This window comes from Pseudomonas sp. ES1, assembly GCF_050586605.1.
Classification (GTDB): domain Bacteria; phylum Pseudomonadota; class Gammaproteobacteria; order Pseudomonadales; family Pseudomonadaceae; genus Aquipseudomonas; species Aquipseudomonas sichuanensis.
In genome coordinates, this window is sequence record NZ_JBOBDM010000018.1 from 1 (window position 1) to 24,696 (window position 24,696).

20 protein-coding genes and 3 pseudogenes are annotated in these 24,696 nt (G+C 64.0%); 7 read left to right on the forward strand and 16 right to left on the reverse strand.

From position 1 onward, the window contains the following. Positions 1 to 2: 2 nt before the first annotated feature. Positions 3 to 779 (reverse strand): signal peptidase I, encoded by a 777-nt coding sequence (gene lepB, locus ACQ4N9_RS09795; protein WP_390968579.1) that lies wholly within the window; start codon positions 777 to 779, stop codon positions 3 to 5. 66 nt (positions 780 to 845) lie between these two features. Further along, entirely contained in the window at positions 846 to 1,070 is a 225-nt protein-coding gene (locus ACQ4N9_RS09800; protein ID WP_390968581.1) for a DUF3820 family protein, read from the reverse strand. 204 nt (positions 1,071 to 1,274) lie between these two features. Between ACQ4N9_RS09800 and ACQ4N9_RS09805 the strand changes: the two genes are divergently transcribed. Then, positions 1,275 to 1,751: a ferritin-like domain-containing protein gene (locus tag ACQ4N9_RS09805; RefSeq protein WP_125465481.1), complete on the forward strand. Its 477-nt coding sequence runs from the start codon at positions 1,275 to 1,277 to the stop codon at positions 1,749 to 1,751. Here the strand turns inward: ACQ4N9_RS09805 and ACQ4N9_RS09810 are convergent. Then, complete coding sequence (locus tag ACQ4N9_RS09810) at positions 1,748 to 3,250, reverse strand: GGDEF domain-containing protein (RefSeq protein WP_390968583.1); 1,503 nt, start codon at positions 3,248 to 3,250, stop codon at positions 1,748 to 1,750. The genes ACQ4N9_RS09805 and ACQ4N9_RS09810 overlap by 4 nt on opposite strands. A 938-nt stretch (positions 3,251 to 4,188) precedes the next feature. Here ACQ4N9_RS09810 and ACQ4N9_RS09815 point away from each other — a divergent pair. Further along, a complete protein-coding gene (locus ACQ4N9_RS09815; RefSeq protein WP_110995894.1) occupies positions 4,189 to 4,428 on the forward strand; it encodes a hypothetical protein in 240 nt (79 codons plus the stop codon). Beyond that, the gene (locus tag ACQ4N9_RS09820) at positions 4,425 to 4,676 is read left to right on the forward strand and encodes a DUF3077 domain-containing protein (protein ID WP_110995893.1); all 252 of its coding nucleotides are present in this window, start codon (positions 4,425 to 4,427) and stop codon (positions 4,674 to 4,676) included. Before ACQ4N9_RS09815 ends, ACQ4N9_RS09820 begins: the two co-directional genes overlap by 4 nt. A 113-nt stretch (positions 4,677 to 4,789) precedes the next feature. Here the strand turns inward: ACQ4N9_RS09820 and ACQ4N9_RS09825 are convergent, their stop codons facing one another. The 6 genes from ACQ4N9_RS09825 to ACQ4N9_RS09850 form a co-directional block, all read right to left on the reverse strand. Next, complete coding sequence (locus ACQ4N9_RS09825) at positions 4,790 to 6,115, reverse strand: OprD family porin (RefSeq protein WP_390968585.1); 1,326 nt, start codon at positions 6,113 to 6,115, stop codon at positions 4,790 to 4,792. 205 nt (positions 6,116 to 6,320) lie between these two features. Beyond that, positions 6,321 to 6,545 carry a hypothetical protein gene (locus ACQ4N9_RS09830; RefSeq protein ID WP_232882063.1) on the reverse strand — a complete coding sequence of 75 codons (225 nt, stop codon included), beginning with the start codon at positions 6,543 to 6,545 and terminating at the stop codon, positions 6,321 to 6,323. 130 nt (positions 6,546 to 6,675) lie between these two features. Next, positions 6,676 to 8,100 (reverse strand): heavy metal sensor histidine kinase, encoded by a 1,425-nt coding sequence (locus ACQ4N9_RS09835; RefSeq protein ID WP_390968587.1) that lies wholly within the window; start codon positions 8,098 to 8,100, stop codon positions 6,676 to 6,678. Positions 8,101 to 8,232: 132 nt separating this feature from the next. Continuing rightward, positions 8,233 to 8,904, reverse strand: a complete 672-nt coding sequence (locus tag ACQ4N9_RS09840; protein ID WP_110995887.1) for a heavy metal response regulator transcription factor — start codon at positions 8,902 to 8,904, stop codon at positions 8,233 to 8,235. 9 nt (positions 8,905 to 8,913) lie between these two features. Then, positions 8,914 to 12,006, reverse strand: a complete 3,093-nt coding sequence (locus ACQ4N9_RS09845) for a multidrug efflux RND transporter permease subunit (protein ID WP_430932748.1) — start codon at positions 12,004 to 12,006, stop codon at positions 8,914 to 8,916. Next, positions 12,003 to 13,163, reverse strand: a complete 1,161-nt coding sequence (locus ACQ4N9_RS09850) for an efflux RND transporter periplasmic adaptor subunit (RefSeq protein WP_390968591.1) — start codon at positions 13,161 to 13,163, stop codon at positions 12,003 to 12,005. Before ACQ4N9_RS09850 ends, ACQ4N9_RS09845 begins: the two co-directional genes overlap by 4 nt. Positions 13,164 to 13,536: 373 nt before the next feature. On the opposite strand from ACQ4N9_RS09850, the pseudogene ACQ4N9_RS09855 reads away from it, so the two are divergent. Beyond that, a pseudogene (locus ACQ4N9_RS09855) lies at positions 13,537 to 13,707 on the forward strand (PAS domain-containing protein); the annotation flags it as partial. Positions 13,708 to 14,013: 306 nt separating this feature from the next. Then, a pseudogene (locus tag ACQ4N9_RS09860) lies at positions 14,014 to 15,009 on the forward strand (methyl-accepting chemotaxis protein); the annotation flags it as partial. Positions 15,010 to 15,155: 146 nt separating this feature from the next. Here the strand turns inward: ACQ4N9_RS09860 and ACQ4N9_RS09865 are convergent. The 7 genes and pseudogenes from ACQ4N9_RS09865 to ACQ4N9_RS09895 form a co-directional block, all read right to left on the reverse strand. Next, complete coding sequence (locus tag ACQ4N9_RS09865) at positions 15,156 to 15,890, reverse strand: YkgJ family cysteine cluster protein (RefSeq protein WP_390968593.1); 735 nt, start codon at positions 15,888 to 15,890, stop codon at positions 15,156 to 15,158. Further along, positions 15,887 to 16,195 carry a hypothetical protein gene (locus ACQ4N9_RS09870; protein ID WP_110995879.1) on the reverse strand — a complete coding sequence of 103 codons (309 nt, stop codon included), beginning with the start codon at positions 16,193 to 16,195 and terminating at the stop codon, positions 15,887 to 15,889. Before ACQ4N9_RS09870 ends, ACQ4N9_RS09865 begins: the two co-directional genes overlap by 4 nt. Positions 16,196 to 16,281: 86 nt before the next feature. Continuing rightward, the gene (locus ACQ4N9_RS09875; RefSeq protein ID WP_390968595.1) at positions 16,282 to 17,181 is read right to left on the reverse strand and encodes a chemotaxis protein; all 900 of its coding nucleotides are present in this window, start codon (positions 17,179 to 17,181) and stop codon (positions 16,282 to 16,284) included. Between the two features lie 99 nt (positions 17,182 to 17,280). Further along, positions 17,281 to 18,999, reverse strand: a complete 1,719-nt coding sequence (locus ACQ4N9_RS09880; RefSeq protein ID WP_390968597.1) for an autotransporter outer membrane beta-barrel domain-containing protein — start codon at positions 18,997 to 18,999, stop codon at positions 17,281 to 17,283. Next, on the reverse strand, positions 18,957 to 19,511 hold the full coding sequence (locus ACQ4N9_RS09885) for a right-handed parallel beta-helix repeat-containing protein (protein WP_390968599.1): 555 nt from the start codon (positions 19,509 to 19,511) through the stop codon (positions 18,957 to 18,959). Before ACQ4N9_RS09885 ends, ACQ4N9_RS09880 begins: the two co-directional genes overlap by 43 nt. A gap of 124 nt (positions 19,512 to 19,635) precedes the next feature. After that, the gene (locus tag ACQ4N9_RS09890; RefSeq protein ID WP_390968600.1) at positions 19,636 to 20,679 is read right to left on the reverse strand and encodes an autotransporter outer membrane beta-barrel domain-containing protein; all 1,044 of its coding nucleotides are present in this window, start codon (positions 20,677 to 20,679) and stop codon (positions 19,636 to 19,638) included. 73 nt (positions 20,680 to 20,752) lie between these two features. After that, positions 20,753 to 20,932 (reverse strand): annotated as a pseudogene (locus ACQ4N9_RS09895) (pertactin-like passenger domain-containing protein); the annotation flags it as partial. On the opposite strand from ACQ4N9_RS09895, the gene ACQ4N9_RS09900 reads away from it, so the two are divergent. Both ACQ4N9_RS09900 and ACQ4N9_RS09905 read left to right on the forward strand, forming a co-directional pair. Next, positions 20,931 to 21,368 (forward strand): hypothetical protein, encoded by a 438-nt coding sequence (locus ACQ4N9_RS09900; RefSeq protein WP_390968602.1) that lies wholly within the window; start codon positions 20,931 to 20,933, stop codon positions 21,366 to 21,368. The pseudogene ACQ4N9_RS09895 and the gene ACQ4N9_RS09900 sit on opposite strands and share 2 nt — an antisense overlap. A gap of 911 nt (positions 21,369 to 22,279) precedes the next feature. After that, complete coding sequence (locus tag ACQ4N9_RS09905; protein ID WP_390968604.1) at positions 22,280 to 24,628, forward strand: hypothetical protein; 2,349 nt, start codon at positions 22,280 to 22,282, stop codon at positions 24,626 to 24,628. The last annotated feature ends 68 nt before the right edge of the window (positions 24,629 to 24,696 follow it).

Consider the following 24,696-nt stretch of genomic DNA (forward strand, 5'->3'; position numbering starts at 1 on the left):
GGTTATTCGAGGGTCGTACCGATCCGTTGACGATTCTTCGCGTACCAGACCCCGGTAATCTTCGCCGTTACATCCGCCACTGCGACCTGGCCGAAGTAGCGGCTGTCGGTGCTGTTGTCGCGACGGTCGCCGAGCAGGTAGACATGGCCGGGTTCAACCACCAGGGGCGCCAGGCTCAGTGAATAAGGGCTGCGCACCATCTCGGCGGGGGCATGGAACAAGCCCAGGTTGCGGCCATTGACCAACAGTTCGCCCGCAACGATCTCCAGCCGGTCGCCGGCCACCCCCGCCACGCGCTTGAACCCTTCCACGTTGCCCTGGCGATACAGCACCACATCCCCCACCTTCAGGTCGCCAAGCAAGCGCGAGTCGCTGACGATGTGGTCACCGATCTGCAGCGCTGGCTCCATCGAGCCCCCAGGAATCTGGTCGAGCCGGTAACCGAACAGCGGCCCCCGCAGCAGCACCAGCACACCGGCCACCACCACCACTGCAGCGGCGTATCCCACCAGGCGTGCCCCGGGTGGTTCGCTGCCCGGGTGGCCGCGCCAGGCGATCCAGGCGGCCAGGCAGGCCGAGCCGAGCTTCAGGGCCAATGCGAGCCACAGGCCGACGATCACCGCCTTGGGCGTGGCAAACAGGCCGATCAGGAAGAAGTCGATGAAGAACAGCGCCAGCAGAATCAGCGCCCAACGCAGGCGGCCTACGTAGTAGAGCCCCGAGCCTGCGACCAGCAGGGAGATGACAAGCGCCGATGAAGCGGATTGACGCGATTGCATGGAAGGTCAGTCGTCCTTGAAAAGAGCTCTGTTAGTTTTCGGCGGGTACAGCGAGGTCTTGATCGTTCAGCCCTGCCGTGATTTTGCCCGCAGCGGCACCAGCAGGTCGGCCAGGCCGTTGTGGTCGATCTCATGCATCAATGCCAGCAACGCGCCCAGCTCGCCATGGGGGAAACCCTTGCGTGCAAACCACGCCAGGTAATCGCCCGGCAGGTCGGCGATGATCCGCCCCTGGTACTTGCCAAAAGGCATGGTGCGGGTAACCAGCAGTTGCAGGGATTCAGGTTTCATTGGCGCGGCAGCCTGTGGCGGGTGAAGCGCGGACGATACTGCAATCTGCACGACGACCCAAGCGGCGATCATGCAGAACGCCCCAACACGACGGTTTCGTAATAGCTGTAAATTACTGATTTTTATAGATTATTTTTAATCGGCAAGCCTGGCATGAAGCCTGCTCCAGTGAAGGTGACTATCACCTGCCAAGGAGTTGTTGCCATGAGTAACCCCAACAAAGACGTCATCGATGTGCTCAATGACCTGATCGAGTACAGCAAGGACGGCGAGAAGGGCTTCAAGACCTCCGCCGAGGATGTGAAGAACCCACAACTCAAGGCGTTCTTCGTCCAGCGTGCCGGCGAATGCGCCAATGCCGCGGCCCAGCTGCAAAGCGAAGTCCGGCGCCTGGGTGGCGACCCGGAAACCAGCACCAGCATCAGCGGCGACCTGCACCGTGGCTGGGTCAACCTCAAGTCGATGGTCACCGGCAAGGATGAAGCGGCGGTGCTCAATGAAGTGGAGCGCGGTGAGGATCACGCGCTCAAGGCCTACAAGGATGGCCGTGAGAAGCTGGTGAAACTGGGCCGTACCGCCAGTGACCAGACCTACATGCTGGTGGAAAACCAGCTGCAAGGTGTACAGCGCAACCACGATCAGGTGAAGGCGCTGCGCAACGCAGCCCGCGCCGCCTCTTAAGCCTGAGGGCCCTCTACCCGGTTACGGCCATTCGCCTTGGCCCGGTACAGCGCTTCGTCCGCGTCACCCAGCAGCCGAGTCAGGTCGTGCTGGGTGCCGGGGATGTGCAGGCCGATGCCGACGCTCACCGTCACCGAGCGTTCGTCCGCGCCGAACGGCGGCATCGACTCGACGCTGGCGCGAATGCGCTCGGCCAGCAGTAGCGCGCCGGCCAGTTCGGTCTCCGGCAACACCACCTGGAACTCTTCCCCGCCATAACGCGCCGCCAGGTCCGCCGGGCGCCGAATGCAATGCTCAACGGTCTTGGCCACCTCGCGCAGCACATGGTCGCCGCCGGCATGGCCGTGGCGCTGGTTGAACGCCTTGAAGTGATCCACATCCACCATCAGCACTGCCAGTGGCTTGCGGTTGCGCTGGGCGCGTGCCCATTCCAGGCGCAGCACCTGGTCGAGCCGGCGGCGGTTGGCCAGCCCGGTGAGGCTGTCGGTGGCGGCCAGGGTCGCCAGGCCCTGCTCGGCATCGTGGCGCCGGCGCAATTCACGGCCCAGCAACAACGTGAGCCAGAGGATGCCGATGCACAGCACGCCGGTGGCCACACTGACCACGATGGCCGTGCGCCGCCAGGACTGGAACACCTCGTCGGTGGAGTGCACCACCAGCACGATCAACGGCAGGTCGGCGACCCGGGCGAAGGTGTACATGCGCTGGGTTTCCCGCAGGCTCGACCTGGCCGTGAAGCTGCCGCTGCGCTCGCCGAGGATGCGCTTGAAGTTGGGCCGTTCGCTGAAGCTGGTGCCGATCAGCGGGTCCTGTGGCCGGGAAGGCTGGCGGGCCAGCAGCTGGCCGTCGGTGTTGAGCAGGTTGATGCTGCTGTCGTCGCCGATGTCCAGGCGCTCGAACAGCCGGCTGAAATACGACAGGCGCAGGGCCCCGGCGGCCAGGCCGACGAATTCACCGTGGCTGCCGGAGATTCGCCGGCTGAAGCTGATGCACCAGTCCAGCTCGCCCAGCCGGGCCTTGAACGGTGGGCTGATCAGCAGGCCCAGGCCGGGGTGGTCGCGGTGGCGCTGGAAGGGGATGGTGTCGGCGAAGTTGGCCTGGCGGGGCACCACGCTGGTGGAGTCACCGACCACATCGCCTTTGGCGTCGAGCCAGAGAATGTCGCCGCGCACCGGTGCCGATATCGCCTGGCTGAAGAGGATCTGCTGGCGCAGGCTGGGCTGGACGCTGAGCAATTCCGGGTGTTTCACCGCCCAGATCAGGCCTTTGAGGGATTGGTCGTAGAGTTCGACGTTGCGCAGGATGTCGCTTTCGATCAGCTGCACGATGTTGCCCGAGGAGCGGATGGCCGACTGCTCGACGCTGTCGCGCTCGCGCGCCAGCAGGTAGCTGACGATGCCCACTATGGCGAGCACGGCGAGGCAACTGCCCAGGTTTAGGATCAGTTCGGGGTGCGACTTGTACAGGGCGGAACGCGGTGATCGGGTAACTGACGTCATGCTCGCTACTGCATAAGCCCCTTGATCCATGGGGGATGGGCCACTACGCGGCGGCGGTATTCTAAGGAACGGTGGATTGTCGGACAAGAATTATGGTGATTCGTCCGACGAAATCGTGGGGGCGAGGAGTCTGGTGGCGGTCTTGGGGGCGCTTGAGGGGTATTGGGTGGCTGGTTGTTGATGGCGTCAGGGCATACAGGGGCCTGGCTGTTGATTGCATCAGGGCATGAAGGTGCTTGCCGCAGCCCTTGCAGCGCCTATGAGATCGAGCGCCGCCCGCGCGGCGCTTCGCGGGTAAACCCGCTCCCACAGTTTGTTTCGGGCCAATGAGTCCTGTGAAAGTACCGGCGCCTGCCTTGGTGCATGCCTTGAGTCATGCGGGGCGGCGGCAACGCCCACAATGAAACCGCGTCGTACCAACAAGGCGACCAGGTAAAGGCCCAGGAGAGACTGGCCCGAAACAAACTGTGGGAGCGGGTTTACCCGCGAAGCGCCGCGCGGGCGGCGCTCGATTTCACAGGCGCTGCAAGGCTTGTGGCAGGCACCTGGTGGCCCTGACCCCATCTTTCGACATGCACCTGGTGGCCATTACCAGCTCCCGATCAGCCCCCCCGCAACGGCGTACGACATTTCCGAATCTGAAACCAAATGCTTCAGTCAGGCCATGCTTGGGACCTATCCTACGCGCCTGCCGGAAGGTTCCAGATATGCCGGGACAATCATCAGGGATAACTTTCTCGGGTCGCCGAATGGTGACCGGGCGTGAGAAACCCGAACGATGTTGGTCCCGCACGCTGTTATGGCAGTCGTGCATGGGCAGACTTAGGTCTGGCCGGGTTCCAATGTCCTCGGCTTTCTCACCCCATGTACGGCTGCCACCCTTGTCTCGTGAGAAAGGATGAGCTGGCGGTTTCCTTTATCGATATTGGGAATTGCATATGAAAAAGCTAGTCCCCGACCCACCCATCCCCTACATCAGCATCATCGACCACCTGACCCACGACGCCGCCATGGCCCACGCCGCCGTACTGATGTCGACCATGAGCCGAACCCTGGACGCCTACCGCGCGTTCCCCCCTGACGACCGCCCCATGGTCCTGATGGAAAACGTAGCCATCCTCAGCCAGTTGCTGCGCTGCCTGTTCGACCATGCCCGGTCATTGGAGGCGGCGCCATGAGCGACAAGCCCGAACCCGCCTTCACCGCAGGCGTCGAGACCTTCCTTGAGTTGTACCGTGTCCAGCCCGATATCCCGTTCAGCCGGGCATTCGATGAGCTGTCGATGTTGCAGGGCTGCATCCTGCACCTGACGACCGAGGCGGAAATGGAGGGGGATTTGCTGGCCGGCAGTGCGGCGCGGATTCTCAGCGCCATGGCCAAGGCGCTGGTCAATGACCTGGAACTCGGGTTGAACAGAAACTGCTGAAAGGGGCCGCATAGCGGCCCATCGCTGGCAAGCCAGCTCCCACAGGCTACCTCTGTGGGAGCCGGCTTGTCGGCGAAACGAGGGCGAAGCCCTCGCCGTGCACCGACGTCAGATCAGAACACGTTCACCGGGTAATCGACGATCACCCGCACTTCGTCGTTATCCGACTCTGCCGCGTAGGCCGCATTGGCCCGGTGGCTGGCATAGCGCAGCAGCACCGACAAATCCTTCAACTGGCCTTCCTGGAACACGTATTTCAGGTCGAAGTCACGCTCCCAATGGGTGGCGTGCTTGCCGTCCGCGTTGTAGTAGTCGTAGTGCGTGGTGTCCTGGGTGGCCTTGGTCAGGTCCGCCTCGCCGCGCGAGTACGACAGCGAGCTGGTCAGCCCCGGCACGCCGACACCGGCCAAGTCATAGTCGTACTGCAGCTTCCACGAGCGCTCGTTGGGCGCGTTGAAGTCCGAGTACATGCGCGAGTTGTCCAGGTAGATGCTGTCACCCAGGTTGATGTAGTCGAACGGCGTGTTGCCGTTGACCCGCTGGTAGGCGGCGGTGACGCTGTGGAACCCGGCGGCGACGGTGAAGTGCAGGCTGTAGGTGTTGTTGTCGATCTTGCCCAGCAGCGACTGGCCGGTGTCCTGGGTGTGGTAGTAGTGCGCACCCGGGTTGAGGCTGACCAGGTCGTTGACCTGGTAGGTGTAGTCGAAGTCGGCGTAGTACTGGTTCCAGATGTCCTTCAGCTCGGCGGCGTAGACATTGGCGGTGACGTTTTCGGTGCCGCTCCAGGACGCGCCGGCCCAGTTCAGGTGCTTGCTCTTGTCGCCGTCTTCCAGTGCACCGTAGTAGGTGTCGATGCGGCGGTGGCCGCTCTGGTTGTACGGCTTGGTGAAGCTCACCTGGCCACCTTCGAGCATCAGCCCGTCGATGCTGGTGTTGGTCAGGGCGAAACCACGGAAGGTCTGCGGCAGCATGCGCGACTCGCCGCCGGCGATCACCGGGTTGGTGAGGAACAGGTCACCGGCCTTGAACTCGGTGTCGAAGCCCTTGAGCTTGATCGCCCCGCCCGCGGTGGAGAACGAGTGCGGCGCAGCGCCCTGGCTGCCGTCGTCCTTGATGTGGTTGGGCAGGATCGAGGTGCCGGCATGGCCCGCACCACCGTCGAGCTTGAGGCCGAGAATGCCGTGGGCGTCCAGGCCGAAGCCGATCACACCAGGGGTGTAGCCGGACTCGAAGCGCGCCACGGCGCCCTGGCCCCATTCGCGCTTGTCACGCACGTCACGGTTGAGTTCGTTGCGGTTGAAGTAGGCATTGCGAAAATGCAGGTTCAGCGTAGAGCCTTCGATGAAGCCATCAGCCTTGTCTTCATCGGCCTGGGCGGCCAGGGGCATCGTTGCGGTAAACGCAAGGAAAAGCGGGGTAAAACGAAACGCAAAAGACACCGGTACAAACTCCTTTGGTCAAGCGGTGGGGCAGTTTTTATTGTCGTATCTGCAAGTTTCTTATTAGAGACGTAACAGCCGGGCTGATAATTTCGACACATAAAAAAAGCCGCTGATCGGCAGCGGCTTGGAAAGGCTAACATATCGTCGCGGGCAACGCCCACGGTGTAGCCAAGGGAAAATCAGGAAACTGGAGAGTGGCTGATCAGCTGTCGGCGCTATCGTCGGCGGACACCTTGGAAGCAGTCTGCTGCGAGCCTTTTGCGGCGTCGGCTTTTTGCGCGGCAATGGCTTCGCGAGCCTGCTGATGGACCGCCGCAACTTCTGCGTTGCGGTTTACGAAGGCCGAGGATTCTTCCGCCATGGCCAGGGGCGACAACAACAGGGACGACAGGATAAATACGCTGGCAACACCCATACTGTTGGACATTTGAAACAACCTTCTTGCTAAGCAAGTGCTAGTGGAGATGGGGCTAAATTAATCCCCCGAGGCCCCGTGAAACAGGGCCTGTTCAGATAAGCACTGTTGCGCAAAAAGTAATGATTGTTAGCAGATACCCTCAGACTTTTACCGCAAACCCGCGTAGTTGAGCGCTTGGCAGGCTGATCCCAAAGGTATTGGCGCCGGCCTCGCTGTGCACGAAAACACTGCCGCCATGCATCAGCGCGATGGCCTTGACGATCGCCAGCCCCAAACCATGGTTGTTGCCGCCGCTGTTGGCGCGTGCCGCATCCACCCGGTAGAAGCGTTCGAACAGCAAGGCCAGGTGCTCGTCGGCGATGGCCGGCCCAGGGTTGCTCACGGCGATGCTCACCTGCTGTTCATCGCCCTTGATGCACACCTCGATCACCTGGTTGGGCGCGGTGTGCTGCACGGCGTTGTTCAGCAGGTTGATCAGCGCCCGGCGCAACTGGGCTTTCTCGATGCGTGCCCGGGCGTCGCCGCTGACGCTCACGCGCACCTGGGCGTCCTCGAGGATGTAGTCCAGGTAGTCGAGGGTGGTGGCCACCTCTTCGGCCAGCGAGGCCTCGGCCAGCGCGGTGGCCTTGCTGCCCTGATCGGCGCTGGCGAGGAACAGCATGTCGTTGATGATGCTGCGCAGGCGCTCCAGCTCCTCCAGGTTCGATTGCAGCACTTCGAAGTAGTGCTCGGCGCTGCGCCCACGGGTCAGTGCCACCTGGGTCTGGCCGATCAGGTTGGTCAGCGGCGAGCGCAGTTCGTGGGCGACGTCGGCGTTGAACGCTTCGAGCTGGGTGTAGGCCTGGCTGACCCGGTCCAACGCGGCGTTGAAGGCGCCGGCGAAGCGCGCCAGTTCCGGTGGCAGGGCTTCGGTTGGCAGGCGCCCGTCCAGGCGTGGCGGGGCGAGCCCCTGGGCCTGGTCAGACAGCGTCAGCAAGGGCTTCAAACCGATGCGCGCCACCCAGTAGCTGAGCAGCGATGCCAGCACCACGCCGAATGCTGCCAGGCCGACGATGGCCACCAGCAGGCTGTGTTGGGCCTGCCAGAAGGTTTCGGTATTGATGCCGATCAGAAAGCGCAGCGGCGGGCGTTCGCCCAGTGCCGGCAGCTCGCTGACCAGCACCTTGTAAGGGTAGGGGCTGTCCGCCAGGCGCAGCTCGCGCATGCCCGGCGGGCCTTCGGCGAAGGCGCGGATCAGTTCGGTGGGTTGGCCATATTCGTAGTTCGGGTTGCTGCCGACCGCCCAGAAGCGGATGCGCTTGTCCTCTTCGCCGAGCAGGTTGAGCTTGTTGTGGATCTTGGCCCAGTGCTCGGGCGTGCCGTAGCGGTTGAGGGCGGACTCGAGCACGCTGAAGCGGGCGTCCAGTTCGGCGGCGGGCAACAGGTCGAGGCTGCGGTCGACCTGGCGGTACAGGGCGCTACCGATCAGCACGAACACGCCCAGGGCGACCAGGGTGAACAGGGCGCAGAGGCGCAGGGCGATGGAGTTGCCGGCTCTTTTGCGCAAATGGTCTTTTGTGTTCATTGACAGTCCATCCAATCGCCGCCGCCGCCAAGCCCCTGTGGGAGCGGGTTTACCCGTGAACACCGGCGAAGCCGGTGCCAGGCACCTCGGTGGCCACTTCGCGGGTAAACCCGCTCCCACAGGGACTGCTCACTACCCACGGTTTTCCAGGACATAGCCCATGCCTCGGATGGTATGCAGCAGCTTGTTGTCAAAGGGCCCGTCAAGCTTGGCGCGCAGGCGCTTGATCGCCACCTCCACCACATTGGCGTCACTGTCGAAATTGATGTCCCACACAAGCTCGGCAATGGCCGTCTTGGACAGGATCTCGCCCTGGCGCCGGGCCAGCACACTGAGCAACGAGAACTCCTTGGCGGTCAGCTCCAGGCGCTGGCCTGCGCGGGTGGCCTTGCGCGCCATCAGGTCGATCCACAGGTCGGCCACCTGCACCTGCAGCGGTTCGTGGCTGCTGCTGCGGCGGGTCAGGGCTTGCAGGCGGGCGACCAGCTCAAGGAACGAGAACGGCTTGCCCAGGTAATCGTCGGCGCCTTCGCGCAGGCCATGGATGCGGTCCTCGACCCGTTCGCGGGCGGTGAGCATGATCACCGGCGTCTGCTTGCGTGCCCGCAACGCGCGCAGCACACCGTAGCCGTCCAGGCCCGGCAGCATCACGTCGAGCACGATCACCGCGTAGTCGCCTTCCAGGGCCAGGTGCAGGCCGTCGATGCCGTCCCGCGCCAGGTCCACGGTAAAGCCCTGCTCGGTCAGGCCGCGGTGCAGGTAGTCGGCGGTTTTTTCTTCGTCTTCGATGATCAGTACACGCATGGTCTTGTCTCAGCGGGCGGTCGGCGCGGCGGCGGTGGCGGCCTGGCGGCGATGGAACAGGCGCTCCAGGGCCAAGTATATGACCGGGGTGGAGAACAGCGTCAGCGCCTGGCTCACCAGCAGCCCGCCCACCACCGCGATGCCCAGTGGCTGGCGCAGCTCGGCGCCGGCGCCGAAGCCGAACATCAGCGGCACCGCGCCGAGCAGCGCGGCCAGGGTGGTCATGATGATCGGCCGGAAGCGCACCAGGCACGCCTGGCGGATCGCCTGTTCGGGCGTCATGCCGTGGTGGCGCTGGGCTTCCAGGGCGAAGTCGATCAACAGGATGCCGTTCTTCTTGACGATGCCGATCAGCAGCACCACGCCGATCAGCCCCATGATGCTGAAATCCTGCCCGTTGCCCCACAGCAGGATGATCGCCCCCAGGCCCGCCGAGGGCAGGGTGGAGATGATGGTCAGTGGGTGCACGAAGCTCTCGTAGAGCACGCCGAGGATGATGTACACCGCCACCAGCGCGGCGAGGATCAGGTACGGCTGGCTCGACAGCGAGCTCTGGAAGGCCTGGGCCGCGCCCTGGAAGTTACCGGCGATCGAGTCGGGCATGCCCAGCTCGCGCTGGGTGCGTTCGAGGATCTGTACCGCATCGCCCAGGGCCACGCCGGGGGCCAGGTTGAACGACAGGTTGGCGGCGGGGAACAGGCCGTCGTGGCTGATCGACAGCGGCCCGGTGCTGGGCGGCGCCACGTGGGCCAGTGCCGACAGCGGCACCATCTCGCCCGACAGCGGCGAGCGCAGGTAGAAGTAGTTCAGGCTTTCGGCCTTGCCGCGCTGGCGGGCGTCCAACTCGAGGATCACCTTGTACTGGTTGGTCTCGGTCTGGAATTCGCTGATCTGGCGCTGGCCGAAGGCGTCGTACAGCGCCTGGTCGACATCGGTGGTGGTCAGGCCGAAGCGCGCCGCGGCCTGGCGGTCGATGTCGATGCGGGTGACGCTGGCGCCCAGTTGCAGGTCGTTGGACAGGTCACGCAACGCCGGGTTTTCCCGCAGGCGCTCGGTCAGGCGCTGGGTCCACAGGTTCAGCGCCACGCCGTCGTTGCTCTTGAGCACGTACTGGTACTGGGTGCGCGAAGGGCCGGAGCTGAGGTTGATGTCCTGGCCTGCGCGCATGTACAGGACGATGCCGGGCACCTGGGCCAGCTTGGGCCGCAGGCGGTCGATGAATTCGCTGGCCGAGACATCGCGTTCGCCGCGGGGCTTGAGCGAGATCCAGAAGCGGCCGTTGGCGATGGTCTGGTTGCTGCCGGTCACCCCCACCGAATGGGAGAACGCGCGCACCGCCGGGTCGTCGCCGATGATCTTGGCCAGGGCCAGGTGTTTTTCGATCATCGCAGGGTATGACACATCCGCCGCCGCCTCGGTGGTGCCGAGGATGAAGCCGGTGTCCTGCAGCGGGAAGAAGCCCTTGGGGATGCCGACATAGCCGACCACCGCCAGGGCGAGGGTGATGCCGAAGATGCCGAGGGTCAGGCGTTGGTGCGCCAGGGCGCGGTCCAGGCCTTTCTCGTACCAGCCCAGCAGGCGCTGGCCGAAGCCGCCGTGCTGCTCCTGCGGCGGCTTGCGCATGAACAGCGCGCACAGCGTCGGCGCCAGGGTCAGCGACACCAGCACCGAAATCAGGATGGTCGCCGTGGCGGTCAGGGCGAACTCCTTGAACAGCCGCCCGACCACGCCGCCCATGAACAGCAGCGGGATGAACGCGGCAATCAGCGAGAAGCTGATCGACACCACGGTGAAGCCAATTTCGCCGGCGCCCTTGAGCGCGGCGGTGCGGCTGTCGTCGCCGGCCTCCAGGTGGCGGTGGATGTTCTCCACCACCACGATGGCGTCGTCGACCACGAAGCCCACGGCGATGACGATGGCCACCAGGGTCAGGTTGTTGAGGCTGAAGCCGAACACGTACATCAATGCGCAACTGGCGATCAGCGACACGCCCAGCACGCTGGACACCACCAGGGTTGCCGACCACTGGCGCAGGAACAGCGCCATCACCCCGATCACCAGGGCCACCGCGATCATCAACGTCAGCTCCACCTCGTGCAGCGAGGCGCGGATGGTCTGGGTACGGTCCTGCAGCACCGACACCTCGACCGAGGCCGGCAGCATTTCCTGCAAGCGCGGCAGGGCGTCGAGCACCCGGTCCACGGTGTCGACGATGTTCGCCCCGGGCTGGCGGAAGATCACCAGGTTGAGCCCCGGCTGGTCGCCCGACCACGCTTTGACGTAGGCGTTCTCGGCGCCGTTGATCACCTTGGCCACGTCGGCAAGGTGCACGGGGGCGCCGTTGCGGTAGCTGACGATCAGCCGGGCATAGTCTTCGGGGTGGAACAGCTGGTCGTTGGCGGCGATGGTCGACACGCTGTGTTCGCCATACAGCGCGCCCTTGGCCAGGTTCAGGCTGGTCTGCTGGATGGCCAGGCGGATATCGGCGAGGGTCAGGCCGATGGCGGCGAGTTTCTCCGGTTGGGCCTGCACGCGGATGGCCGGGCGCAGCTGGCCGGTAATGTTGATCAGGCCGACCCCGTCGATCTGGCTGAGCTGGCGCGCCAGCAGGGTTTCGGCGTAATCGCTGAGCTCGTTGCCGGGCATCTGCGCCGAGCTTACGGTGAGGATCAGCACCGGGCTGTCGGCCGGGTTCACCTTGCGCCAGGTCGGCGGGCTGGGCAGGTCCTGGGGCAGGCGCGCGGTGGCGGTGTTGATCGCTGCCTGGACTTCCTGGGCGGCGGTGTCGATGTTCTTGTCGAGGGTGAACTGCAAGGTCAGGTTGGTCGAACCCAGGGCGCTGCTGCTGGTCATCTGGGTCATGCCGGGGATGGCGCTGAACTGCACCTCCAGGGGCGTGGCCACCGACGAGGCCATGGTCTCGGGGCTGGCGCCGGGCAGTTGGGCGGTGACCTGGATGGTTGGGAAGTCGGCTTCGGGCAGCGGCGCCACCGGCAGGCGCGGGAAGGCGATGGCGCCCAGCAGCACCAGGGCGAAGGTCAGCAGCAGGGTGGCGATGGGGTGGTCGATGCACCAGGCCGAAACGCCGTTGCGGGTGTTCATGGCTGGCTCCTGCGGTCGGCCATTTCAGCCGGTGCGGGGGCATCGGGCGTGACTTCGACCTTCGAGCCGGGCTTGAGCCGCGACTGCCCATCGAGCACCAGGCGGTCGCCAGGCTTCACCCCAGCGACGATATTCAGCGTGCTGTCCTGATACAGCACCTTCACCGGCACGGCGGTGACCTTGTCGCCATCGAGGCGGTAGACGAAGTGCCCGTCGATGCTGCGCTGCACCACCGGCGGCGGCACCACCAGGGCGTTCTCGTCCACCGCCGTGAGCAGGCGCACGGTCACCAGCTGGCCGGGCCACAGGTGGCCGTCCTTGTTGTCGAACTCGGCCTTGACCCGCACCGTGCCGGTGTTGGCCGACACCTGGTTGTCGATCAATGCCAGGTGGCCCTTGCCCAGCAGGCTGTGCTCACCGTCGGCATCCATGAACGCCTCCACTGCGGCGGGCGTGGGGGCTTCGAGCAGTTTGTGCAGGGTCGGCAGGTTTTGCTGGGGCAGGCTGAACTCCACGGCGATCGGGTCGATCTGGGTGACGCTGAACAGGCCTTGAGTGTCGCTGGTGCGCACCAGGTTGCCCGGGTCGACGTTGCGGATGCCCACGCGGCCGCTTACCGGAGAGCGGATTTGCGTGTAGCTGAGTTGTACGGCGGCGTTGTCGATGGCCGCCTGGTCGCCGTTGATCGTTGCCTGCAACTGGTTCACCAGCGCCTGCTGCTGGTCGAGGGTCTGCTTCGACACGCCGTCATCGCTGCTCAGCAACTGGTAGCGCTTGAGGTTGACCCGCGCCACCTGCAGTTGCGCCTGGGTCTGGCCTAGCTGGGCACGGGCCTGGTCGAGGCTGGCGCGGATCGCCCGGTCATCGAGGGTGGCCAGCAGGTCGCCCTGCTTCACCCATTGCCCTTCCTTCACCAGCACCTGGGTCAGCACGCCTTCGACCTGCGGGCGTACCTCGACGCTGTGCAGCGACAGCACCGAGCCGATGGCGCCGAGGTAGCGCGGCACATCCTGCTGGGCCACGCCGATCACCCGCACCGGGATGGCGGCAGCAGGCTTGTGCGCGGTGTCCGCGGTCGGGCGCAGCCACCAGGCGCTGGCGCCGAGGGCGACGACGAGCAGCAGGATCAGGGCTTTGCGGGGCTGGGGTCGGGTCATGTGGCGGTGGCCGGAAAGGGGAAGGGGACAGTGTCTTATAGCCTGTCGATCGGGTCGTCAGCGTGACGGCTGGCTGTCAGCGCTGTCAGTTTCGCAAGGGCTGGGAAAAATTCGCAGGCTTCCCAACGGCGGGGTTTCCCCGGGGCCGTCCAGTGACGGCCCGCCAATCACACGAGGATTGAGCCAGGTCAAAGAATGATTGCCAATTGCCACTAATCTCGAGCGCCCTGCCGATTGTTCCCAACAACAATGAGAGCCTCCGATGAAGTGCAATTTGCCCGTTACCGGTCGCGAAGTGGATTACCCCGGCGACGCCAACATCCTGTCCACCACCGACCTGGACAGCCACATTACCTACGCCAACGACGTGTTCATGCAGGTCAGCGGCTTTACCCGCGACGAGTTGCTGGGTCAGCCCCACCACCTGGTCCGCCACCCGGACATGCCGCCCCAGGCCTTCGCGCAGATGTGGCAGGCGCTCAAGGCCGGGCGTTCGTGGATGGGGTTGGTGAAGAACCGCTGCAAGAACGGTGACCATTACTGGGTCAGTGCGTTCGTCTCGCCCATCAGCAGTGGCGGGCAGGCGCTGGAGTATCAGTCGGTGCGCACCAAGCCTGGCGCAGAGCAGGTGGCGGCGGCCGAGGCCTGCTATGCACGCCTGCGCGAAGGGCGGCGCAGCTGGCGCGAACGCTTGCCGGTGACGGGCCTGGCAACGCGCCTGGCGCTGGCGGTGGCGGGGGTTGCGGCGCTGGTGATCGGCGTGGGGCAGTGGTGGGCAGGGGCGCCACTGCTGGTGTCACTGGTCGAAGTGCTCGCCGTGGCGGGCCTGGCGGGCCTGGCCATCCTGCTGTTGCTGCGCCCCTATGAGCGCCTGCGCCGCCAGGCCCTGGCGATTGCCGACAACCCGCTGAGCCAGCTTTTATACACAGGCCGGCGCGATGGCCTGGGCCAGATCGAGTTCGCCATGCGCATGCTCAAGGCGCAACTGGGCGCGGTGGTCGGGCGCATCGGCGATACCTCGTCGCGCCTGGCCGGGCACTCCGGTTCGCTGGTCGAGGCGCTGCATAGCAGCCATGCCAATAGCCTCGAGCAGCAAAGCGAGGCTGACCAGGTGGCCACTGCCATCCACCAGATGAGCGCCAGCGTGGCCCAGGTGGCCACGAGCGCGCAGATGGCCTCGATGGCCGCCGACCAGGCCGAGGGCGAGACCCAGGCCGGACACCAGCTGGTGGACCGTAACCGCTGCGCGATCCAGGACCTGGCCGGTTCGCTGGTGGAGGCCGGCGAGGTGATCCAGCAACTGGAAAGCCACAGCAGCGAGATTTCCGGGGTGCTCGACGTGATCCGCGGCATTGCCGAGCAGACCAACCTGCTGGCACTCAACGCCGCCATAGAAGCGGCGCGGGCCGGCGACCAGGGGCGCGGTTTTGCCGTGGTGGCCGACGAGGTGCGTGGCCTGGCCCAGCGCACCGCGCAGTCCACCCATGATATCCAGCACATGATCAGCGCCCTGCAGGACGGCGCCCGCGCTGCCGTGCAAGTTATGCGCGAGAGCAGCGCCCATGCCGGGCACAGCGTCGAGCAGGCGCAACTGGCCAGCGATGCGTTGGACAGCATCAGCGTGCGGGTCAACCAGATCAACGAGATGAGCTTGCAGATTGCCGCGGCGGTGGAGCAGCAGAGCCAGGTCAGCGAGAACATCAACCGCAACATCATCAGCATTCGCCAGGCCAGCGAGGCGACGGTGCAGGTGGGGCAGCGCAGCCATGGCAGCGCCAGTGACGTGGCGGATCTGGCGCAGGACCTGCGGCGGCTGGCGGATGAGTTCTGGCGCAGGTGTCAGTAAGCGACTGGGTAGTTTGCAGAAGCGATCACTGTGGGAGCGGCTTTAGCCGAGAAGCAGACGACGCGGTGGATGGCACCGGCTTTGCCGGTGTTCGCGGCTAAAGCCGCTCCCACAGGGGCTGGTTTGGCCAATGGGTAGCGGGCAGATCAGAACCCAATGAAGGCGTAATACACCGGCGTCTCGGCGGTGGTTTGCAACCCATGCCCCTGCAGGCTGCCGGCCAGCTCGCCATCCACCACATGCACCTGCCACTGCGCAGGGTTATCCACAGGTACTGCGGCCAGCGCGGTCGCCAAGGCGCCCATGTCCGGCAGCCAGGCGGTGAAACCATTGCCCTTGAGCGCACTGGTGGTGATCCCCAGCGCCTGGCAGATGGCAACCTTGCTGGCGATGTCTTCACGGTCGGCCTGGCGCGACGCCTCGATCAAGCCGCGCAGTTCTGCATCCTGCAGCAGCCCGCCGTGGATCAGCTCCGGCCCCTGTTCCCAGGCCTCGGCCGGGCAGTCCTTGCTCTCGGGGCGCAGCGGCAGGTGCGGGTTGATTTCGGCCGGGTAGATGCGGCACACCAGCGGGCGGCTTTCATAGATGCTGCACAGGTCGTCGGCGTCCAGGTTGCGGCAGCGCCCTGGGTTGAACGCGGCGAAGGTCACCGACACGCGTAGCTCGCCTGTGCCGCAGGGCACCGGATGGGAGCGGCGCAGCACGTGTTCGCGCTGCTCTGGCGGCATGCCCGGGCCATCGACCATGAAGCCTTCGATCAGCACGATCACCTGGCCCCCGGCATGCGCCCACTGGCCCGCTTCGGCGAGGGTCAGCGGCACATGGTGGCCGGTGCAGCACTTGCCGCAGCCGGTACAGCCGAAACGGATGCTGTCGCTCACTTGCCGGCCGCCCACTCGGTGACGAATGCCTGCTGGCGCTGGCGGTCGTACAGGCACAGTTCGGTGCCGGTGGCGTTGTTCATGTGCTTTTGCGGGTACACGCCTTCGATCAAGAGGGCGCTGTAGCCGACCTGGTCGTCGAATTCGGCAGGCTTGCCCAGGGCGTGGGCTTGCTTGAACTGGCTGGCCTTCAGGCAAGCCTTGAGCATGTGCTGGCGCTGGTCGTTCCAGGCCTGGGTGCTGGACGCGTGGGCCGCGCCGCTGAACAACGCGAAAGCGATCAGCAGGGAGCTGAGGTATTTCATGTGCGGGTCCGCCGTTGGCTGCGAGGGGCGCGAATTATGCCCGAACGCTCCCCGACAGCAAGCCGGGGAGTTTGTCGCTGAATATATCAGCGCTCGGCGAACACCACAGCGCGGGCCGCCACCACCAGGCAGTCGGTCAGCTCCGGCGAGCTGAATTTGGTGAGGATGGCGTTGGCCCCGGCTTCCTCGGCCTTCTTGCCGCTCATGGCGCTGTCCAGCGAGGTGTGCAGCAGGATGTACAGGTGCTGGAAGTCCGGGGTTTCGCGCAGGGTGCGGGTGAAGGCGAAGCCGTCCATTTCGGACATCTCGATGTCCGAGACGATGATGTTGATCTCCCGCTCGGTGCCTTGCAGCTCCAGCAGTACGTTGATTGCATCCTTGGCGCTGCGTGCGGTGTGGCATTCGATGCCGAGGTTGCGCAGGGTGTGCACCGATTGCTGCAGCGCCACCTGGCTGTCGTCGACCACCAGGATGTTGGCGGCCGCCAGCAGGCTTGCGTCTTCTTCGCTGACTTCGCCCGGGTGTGGTTCGTGCGGTGGCGGGGCGATGCCGTGGATGACCTTTTCGATGTCCAGCACCTGCACCAGGGTGTTGTCGACCCGGGTCACGCCGGTGATGAACGAGCGGTTACCCGAACCGAACGGCGGCGGTTTGATGTCGGTGCTCAGGCAGTGGACGATGCGGCTCACCGCCTGCACATGCAGGCCTTGGCGCGAGCGGCTGATCTCGGTGACGATCAGGCAGCCACCGTCAGGGTCGGCCAGGGGCATTTCGCCGATGGCGCGGGACAGGTCGATCACCGACAGCGAGTTGCCGCGCAGGGTGGCCACGCCTTTGACGTGCGGGTGGGCCTCGGGCAGCTTGGTCAGCGGCGGGCAGGTGATGATCTCGCTGACCTTGAGCAGGTTGATTGCCATCAGCTTGCCGCTGCGCAGGGTGAACAGCAGCAGGGACAACGAGTCCGCGCGGGCTTTTTGCGTGGCCATGGGCAACCTTCCGGAGTGTCGGGAATAGAGGAGGATGCCGGGGTATCGGCCTGCGACGGCCAGGCTTTAGACAAAAAGGGCCGTGCGGCCCTTTGCTGCTTACCAGTTGTAACGTACCCCCAGGTTGACGCCCCAGGGTTGTTCGATGCGCTCGCCCTTCATGTAGTCGAAACCGGCCTGCACTTGCAGCACGTCGGTCAGCTGGGCGTTGACGCCAGTTCCCAGTTCGATGCGACTGCCCGACAGGTCATTGGCGAACTGCGTGTCGTTGACCCGTACCTGGTTGTTGCGGGCGAACTCGTGGGCGTAAGCCGCCTTCACGTAGGGTTGCACGAAGCCGCCGTCGCGCAGGGCAAAGGTGCGTCCCACATGGCTGCCCGCCTTGGCCAGCAGCGAATCGGCGTTGCGGGTGCTGGCGCGCATGCCGTTATCGAGGCTGTAGCTGGCGCCGTCGACCCACAGTGTGGAGCCTTGGGCGTAGGGTTCGACGAACCAGCCATCGTCGAGCTTGAAATGCTTGCCCACCTCGACCGAGGCGCCGATGCCGTGGTTGTTGTATTCGCCCTTGGCTTTGCGGCCATCGCTCATGCGCACGTCCGAGCTGTTCTGGAAGCGGTTGGCCTTGATCAGGGCGTCGATGTACAGGCCATCGTCCGCCAGCCAGGTGCTGTAGGCGCCGATGTGGTAGCTGTCGACCTGGCCAGTGGTGCCGCCGGAAAGATCCAGTTGCGAGCGGCTGTAGCCGCCCATCAGGCCCACCAGCCATTGGCCATCGCGGGAGGGCAACGGGGCGTCGGCACCGAAGGCGACACCCTGCTGCACCTGGTCATACGCCGCGCCGGCACCGGCCGCTACCTGGTACTTGTTGGCGTAGCTGCGCATCCAGCCACCGCCGCTTTGCTGGCCGTTGCGCAACTCACCCATGCGCCCGCGCAGGGTGCTCGACTCGCCGTACCACACGGTCGGCGCGGCGCTGAACAGGCCGGTGACCGAGCGCGTGCCCGGCGTGGTGGTGTTGCCCTTGCGCACCAGGAACCAGTCGTCGCCCCGTTGCTCGAGCTCGTAGGCGAACGTACCGAAGTCCACTTGCCCACCGATCAGGCCGAACTGCGAGGTGCTGCCTTGGCCGGTATGCACGACCTGATGGGCGTCCACTGCGCTGTTCGGGTCGGTGCCGGTGCTCTGCACCAGCAACTGGTAATCGCCGCTGGCCTTGCCGCTGACATCGAGGAAGTCGCCCTGCTGGCCAGACAGGTCGGCGCGCAGCATGAAGGTCCCGCTGCCGGACAATTCGCCCACTTGCAGGTGGTTGTAAGCAGCGCCAGGGGCATTGCCGCGCAGGTCGACCGTGCCTGTGTCGAGCGACAGGCTACCGACCGTGGAGTCGCCGGTCACGACCCAGCTGGAAGCGTCTTCGAGCGCCAGCGATGTGACGTTGTCGAGGGTGCCGGTCAGGCTGGCGTGGTTGGTGAGCTTCAGGTCCAGGGTCGAGTCCTCGTCGACCACGATGTTGCCCGTCAACTGGCTGTCGTTCACCACGGCATTGGCACGGCCACCTTCCACGACCTCGATGATCACGCCGTTGCCGCCCGAGAGCGTCGAGCCATTGCTGATGTCGATCTGCACGGTTTCGTCGGCGCCAGGGGCGCGGATGACCCGGATGGCACTGCCGTTGCGGCCGACTATGGCGGAGCCGTCGAGGCTCAGTGTCGTCGCGGGCCTGCCCGGGAACAGGGAACTGGTGAACAGCACGACGCCATTGTCGTCGCCCGAGATCACGCTGTTCTCACGGATGCGCACCGTCGCGCCGGTGGCCACCAGGCCGACGCCGCCCCCAGAGGGCCGCTGCCATTGGCCAGTGCGCGGCCATCGACCTGTGAGTTCGACAGGTCGAGCACGGTCGAACCCGCAGCATTGATGCCCTGTCCGCTGCCAGAGACGCGGCTGTTGCTGACGCTGGCGTTGGAGTCCTGCAGGGTGATGCCCGCGGCGGGGTCTCCGGGACGCGCAGGGTCGGCGGTGGCGGTGATGGTGCTGCCGTCAATGACGGCATTGCTGTCGAACAAGGAAATACCCGCGGTACCGACGGTATTCACGGTTGCGCCGCTCATGTTCAGCTGCGCCCCGTTCCTGCCCAGGATTCGCTCGGTCTGTGCGCCTTGTGTGACGTTCAGTGTCCCGCCGAGCAGGTGATAGCGGTTGACCGGATCGCCTTGGACTACGTTGTGGCTTTCACCGGCTGGTACTTCGATGATGTCCACGGCGTGGGCAGAAACAGCCAAAGCTGCGATCGTCGACGCAAGCAGCGTGCGAAGGGGTAAGTAGGTCATGGGTTGGCCCGGTCAAAAAAGAGGCGCTATTTGACCGAGACGAATCCCAGAGAACCCTAGGAAAACACCTGTGATGTTGTAGGAATACAGCCATGATGCCGAACGGGCTCGTCCGTCGATGCCCTTACCAGGCGTAATGCAGACCGAGGTTCACACCCCAGGGTTGTTCGATGTTCTTACCGTTGCCGTAGTCGATGTCGGCATGCAGTTGCAGGCGCTTGGAAACCTGGGCCGCGAGGCCTGCTCCCAGTTCCAGACGCTCTCCGGACAGGTCGTCATGAAAGGAGGTCTGGTTGATCTGCACATCGTTGTTGCGCGCGAACTCGCGCACGGCCGCCGCTTTCACGTAGGGCTGCACGAAACCACCCGCTTGCAGGGGAATGGTCCGGCCGGCCTGTGCCCCCACCTTGCCCAGCAGCGAGTCGGCCCTGTCGCTGCTGGCGCGCATGCCGTTGTCCAGGTCGTAGTGTTCGCCATTGACCCACAGTGCCGATAGCTGGACATAGGGTTCAATGAACCAGCCGTCGTCCAGCTTGAAATGCCGGCCAGCCTCCACCGAGCCCCCCAGGCCATGGTTGTTGTAGTCCCCCTTGGCCTTGGCGCCATCGCTCATGCGCACATCGGCCTGGTTGTCGAAGCGGTTGGCCTTGAGCACCGCGTCGACGTAGTAGCCGTTGTCGGCCAGCCAGGTGCTGTACACGCCCAGATAGTAGCTTGCGACTCGGCCATTGCTGCCCAGGCTCATGTCCAGTTGCGAATCGCTGTAGCCGGCCATCACGCCGAGCAGCCAGAGGCCACCTTGGCTGGGTAGCGGGGTGTCGACGCCGAATGAAACACCTTGCTGATTCTGCTCGTAGTGCACCTGGTCGGCGGCAGCCACCCGGTACTTGTTGCCGTAGGTCCGTGCCCAGAAACCGCCTTGGCCGTAGCCGCTGCGTAGCTCGCCCATGCGGCTGCGCAACGTGCTGAGTTCGCCGTACCACACGGTAGGAGCGGCGCTGAACAGGGCAATGGCGGTCTGCGTGCCGGAGGAGATGACCGGGGTGTCGCCTTGCACCAGGTACCAGTCGGTATCGCGCTGTTCCAGTCCGTAGGAGAAGGTGCCGACATCCACCCGGCCATTGCTGCTCAGCACCGAAAACTGGGCGTCGCCCCCTTGGGTATGCACCACCCGCAGGGGGGGCGGCGCCCGCCGCAGGCTCGGCACCGGTGTTGGCGATGAGCAGGCCGTGGGTGCCTTGGGCCTGCCCCTCGATGTTCACCAGATCGCCCGTCACCTGGGCCAGGTCCGTGCCGAGCACGAAGGTGCCGGCGCCGTTCAGCTGGGTGGCGGTCAGGGTACGAAAGGCGCCATTGCCCCCGCGCAGGCTCACCGTGCCGCCATCCAGCGTCAGGGCACCGACGTGAGAGTCGTTGACCATGTCAAAGCGTGAACCGCTGGCGACCAGCGTGCTCTGGGCCGTGTTCACCGAGCCCGTCAGGTTGGCCTGGTTGGTCAGGCGTATGACCGTGCTGGCCGATGACGAACGCACATCGCCCGTCATACGGCTGGCATCCAGCGACAAGCTGGTGACATCGATCGTGTTCCCTGTCAGCGCGGCACCGTTGTTCAAGGCGACATCCGCGATGGCGCCATTGCTGGCACGCACATCGCCTTGCAGGCTGCTGGCATCGATGCTCACGCTGGCCTGGGTCAGCGTGCCGGGCCCATCGTCCGGCAGGCCGATTTCAACCAGGGTGCCGTTGGCCGCCGACAACGTCGAGCCATTGCGTATCTCGATGCGCGCCAGCATCGCCGGCGCGTTGAGGTTGCTCACCACGATCGCGCTGCCCGTCTGCGAGGTGAGGCTGGAGTGATCCAGCACCAGGTGGGGTTGGGTATTGCCCCCGACGGCGTTGGCGAACAGCCCCGCGCCTCTGTTGCTGCCAGTGGCCGTGCTGTCTTGCAGGATCGCTTCACCGCCGACCAGGCTGATGCCCAGCCCATCGCCAGCCACACCCCCTGCTCCGGTCCCTGTGCCTGTGAGGGTCGAGTTGACGAGCGTGGCGCTGCTGCCTCCTGAAACGTTGAGCCCGCGGCCGAAACCGGTGATCGTGCTGTTCTGCACTAGCGCGCTGGAGCCCGGCGATGAGCCCGCCAGATCACTGGTCAGCGACAGACCGATGTTGGCGCTGGAGGTCAAGGTGGAATCACGGATGGTGGCCTGGCTGGCGGACAGCACCAAGGCACGAGCATTGCCGCCGTTGACGGTGGCTGCGTCCAGGGTCACTTGCGAACCCTGGTTGGCGGTGATCTGCAGGGTTTGCCCACCTGGCTGGACAGTCAAGGTGGCGCTGTTCAGCAGCCATGACTCCGCCGGGGTGCCTGGGCCGACACTGGCGCTGCCGCCGGGGGGAAGGGTGGCTGCCGAGGCCACGCCTCCCAGGGTGCAGAGCAATAGAAGCAATGATCGGAATTGACTGGGTGTGGCCCTGGTCGATTGACGGGATTTCATTGCCTCTACCTCCAAGTTGACGGCATGTGGCTTATCGCGTCGAGTGCATGTTTATCACCGAGGTCAGTCTTGATTGATCACTATACGCAGGCTTGTTTTTTTCACACCTGTCAAAAATGCTAGGTTTCTGGTGCAGATGCGTGGGTTAGGATTATCAGTGCTTGGTTGTCGGAAGTGGCAGGCAAGTAAAAGTAGAGGGTGCTGAAACCTTACAGTTTGGTGTTTCTGGTTTTTGTCGTTAGTGTGATTATCATTGCCAATAAAGGTGATCGTATGACTGCGTTTGACAAATTAAATCGTGCAGGTAAAGCAGGGGTTAACGCTACACTGCCCGCACCCACGGTTCCCAAACTCGATAGAGGTCTTATCAAGATTGCGGATTTGGTCAATGACTTGGAAGTTGTCATTCCGACGAATGCTGAATTCGTAGATACTTTGTCGGTGCGTTTGTTCATTGGTGACGATCCGCTGGATCCGGATAGCGTAGTGAGTGATGTACTGAAAGTTACAATCCCTGTGCCTGATGAATTAACGTTGCTTTTTAAGACTAGTAAATATCCGGCTGACGGGAGTGATGTAACCGTTAAGTTGGACTACTTCCTCTATGATGAAGCTTCGGAGGACGGACAAACATCCATCGGACCGGTGCAAGTACGCTTTGACCGCCGAGCTGCCGGGGGCGCCCAGCTGCCGCCGATCGCATTCAGCGATGATCAATTGAGTGGCATCACGGTCGCTGATCTGAATGCCGACGGTGATCTGGAAGTATTGGTAGACCCTTACTTGTACGCGGAGCTGGACGATACCATCGAGATGTGGCTGAGTGACTCGAATGCTCAGGACGATACCAAGTACCTACCCGACAGCTATGTTGTGGACCCGGCCAGCGAACCCACGCTGGTCAAGTTCCTGACGGATGACTTCGCCACCGCGGGCGATGGCAAACCGCTGTATTTCGCCTATCGGGTCACCGATTATGCCGGCAACGTCAGCCCGCGTTCCTTCGTCACGCGTATCCCCGTCTACATCAACTTGGCCGCCCTTGACGCGCCATTGGTACCGGAAGCCGACGACGGTCTGGTGACCTTTTCTGATGCCAATACCCATGTAGAGGTGCAGATCCCTACCTATGACGGCGTTGCCGTCGGCGATATGATCACTGTCATCTGGGAGGGCAGAGCCCAGCCGGCGGTGCCCATCACCAACGCGGCCGACGACCCCGTGCTGAGTGTTCTGGTGCCATTGGCCGAGGTTGCTGCGGGCGGTTACGCATCACGCAGTGTCAACGTCAGCTATAACATGGCGCACGGCAGCGATCCGGTCGTCTCTTCACCCGCTACCACGATCAAGGTCGACCTGAGCGGGCCGGGCGGTATCGTTGATCCGAACCCTGGTACGCCGGAGCATGAGAACCTGCGCCCAGCCGAAGTGCTTGTCAACGCGGGCAGCAGTCCGCTCAATGAAATCCTGCCGGGCGATTTCGGCAAGAATGCCACCGCCACGATTCGCCGGCAGGGCATCGACAACTCGGTGATCTGGCAGACGGACGATGTCATCCAGTTGTATTGGGGATCGATCGTATTACCCACTTCCGTGACCGTCGATGCGGTAAACGGGGGGGCCAATATTCCTTATCCAGTGCCCCATGCTGGCGTCATCGAAACCGAGGGTGTCGGTGATATTCCTGTCTACTATGAGATCACACGTGAGTTGGCGGGTGACAAGGGGCCTGTTCCTGTTACGGTGAGATCATCTATCCAGATCGTGAAAGTCGCATCTGTGGAGAGTTTGCCGGGTGGCCCTGCTGCATTGCTTCCGGGTGTATTCCCTGAGGCCAATGCCAATAATATCATCCCCCGTCAGATCGCCCTTGATGGTACGCCATTCAGGATTCCGCTGACGGGTGTGAGCAATATTGAACTGACCAAGAACCCTACAGTAAGTTACAACTTCGTCGGGATCCAGAGTGGTGATGCGACGGCGCCTCCTGTTCCGCCAGCCGCGCCAATTGAAGCCAGTCGGTTGAAAGCGGACAATGTGCCACTGACACAGCAACACCTTGATCAGGGCTACTTCGAAATCTCCATGCCCTATGCCCATATCCGCCTGATCTGCAGGAATGGCGCGACACTGGATTACACGCTGGCCAATCAGTACGGTTCAAAAGCTGCGCCGCAGAAGTTCGTTCGCTTCGCGTTGAACGTGGCGGGTGGTAGTTGCCCAGTGCTGTTCGGCACCGCCGCCGTTAGTTCAGTCCATCGCGCCCCCGTGAGCCTGCCGGCGATTGCCTTCAGCGATGCGCAGCGTCAAGGCATCAGCGAGGCCGATCTGGATGAAGGGTTGCTCAATACCTGGGTGAATCCCTACTTCGGGGGGGAGGCGGGAGACCGCATTGAAACGTGGCTGGGGACGTCCGAGGCAGCAAACTCCGGACAGTACCTGAAGCAGTTCGTCGCTGGGGATCCGGAGCAAAAGTCGCTGATTGCTTTCTCACGCCGTGACATGTTGACGCTGGGGAACAATCGCGTTCTGTACTTCGGCTATCGCGTTACCAACAAGGAAGGCGTGCAGAGCGAATTGTCGCGATTGGTGGGAATCGAGGTCACGGTGTCCGAAGAGTAGTCCGGAGTAGGGGGTGGTTGCCGCGCTTATCGGGGCAGCCACCTTCGGACCTGGACCCCTGGTATTGG

Bases quoted from the DNA above. Each gene is read 5' to 3' on its own strand.
- lepB (WP_390968579.1), bottom strand. From the start codon at position 779: ATGCAATCGCGTCAATCCGCTTCATCGGCGCTTGTCATCTCCCTGCTG.
- ACQ4N9_RS09800 (WP_390968581.1), bottom strand. From the start codon at position 1,070: ATGAAACCTGAATCCCTGCAACTGCTGGTTACCCGCACCATGCCTTTT.
- ACQ4N9_RS09805 (WP_125465481.1), top strand. From the start codon at position 1,275: ATGAGTAACCCCAACAAAGACGTCATCGATGTGCTCAATGACCTGATC.
- ACQ4N9_RS09810 (WP_390968583.1), bottom strand. From the start codon at position 3,250: ATGACGTCAGTTACCCGATCACCGCGTTCCGCCCTGTACAAGTCGCAC.
- ACQ4N9_RS09815 (WP_110995894.1), top strand. From the start codon at position 4,189: ATGAAAAAGCTAGTCCCCGACCCACCCATCCCCTACATCAGCATCATC.
- ACQ4N9_RS09820 (WP_110995893.1), top strand. From the start codon at position 4,425: ATGAGCGACAAGCCCGAACCCGCCTTCACCGCAGGCGTCGAGACCTTC.
- ACQ4N9_RS09830 (WP_232882063.1), bottom strand. From the start codon at position 6,545: ATGTCCAACAGTATGGGTGTTGCCAGCGTATTTATCCTGTCGTCCCTG.
- ACQ4N9_RS09835 (WP_390968587.1), bottom strand. From the start codon at position 8,100: ATGAACACAAAAGACCATTTGCGCAAAAGAGCCGGCAACTCCATCGCC.
- ACQ4N9_RS09840 (WP_110995887.1), bottom strand. From the start codon at position 8,904: ATGCGTGTACTGATCATCGAAGACGAAGAAAAAACCGCCGACTACCTG.
- ACQ4N9_RS09845 (WP_430932748.1), bottom strand. From the start codon at position 12,006: ATGAACACCCGCAACGGCGTTTCGGCCTGGTGCATCGACCACCCCATC.
- ACQ4N9_RS09850 (WP_390968591.1), bottom strand. From the start codon at position 13,163: ATGACCCGACCCCAGCCCCGCAAAGCCCTGATCCTGCTGCTCGTCGTC.
- ACQ4N9_RS09870 (WP_110995879.1), bottom strand. From the start codon at position 16,195: ATGAAATACCTCAGCTCCCTGCTGATCGCTTTCGCGTTGTTCAGCGGC.
- ACQ4N9_RS09875 (WP_390968595.1), bottom strand. From the start codon at position 17,181: ATGGCCACGCAAAAAGCCCGCGCGGACTCGTTGTCCCTGCTGCTGTTC.
- ACQ4N9_RS09885 (WP_390968599.1), bottom strand. From the start codon at position 19,511: ATGACCTACTTACCCCTTCGCACGCTGCTTGCGTCGACGATCGCAGCT.
- ACQ4N9_RS09900 (WP_390968602.1), top strand. From the start codon at position 20,931: ATGTCAAAGCGTGAACCGCTGGCGACCAGCGTGCTCTGGGCCGTGTTC.
- ACQ4N9_RS09905 (WP_390968604.1), top strand. From the start codon at position 22,280: ATGACTGCGTTTGACAAATTAAATCGTGCAGGTAAAGCAGGGGTTAAC.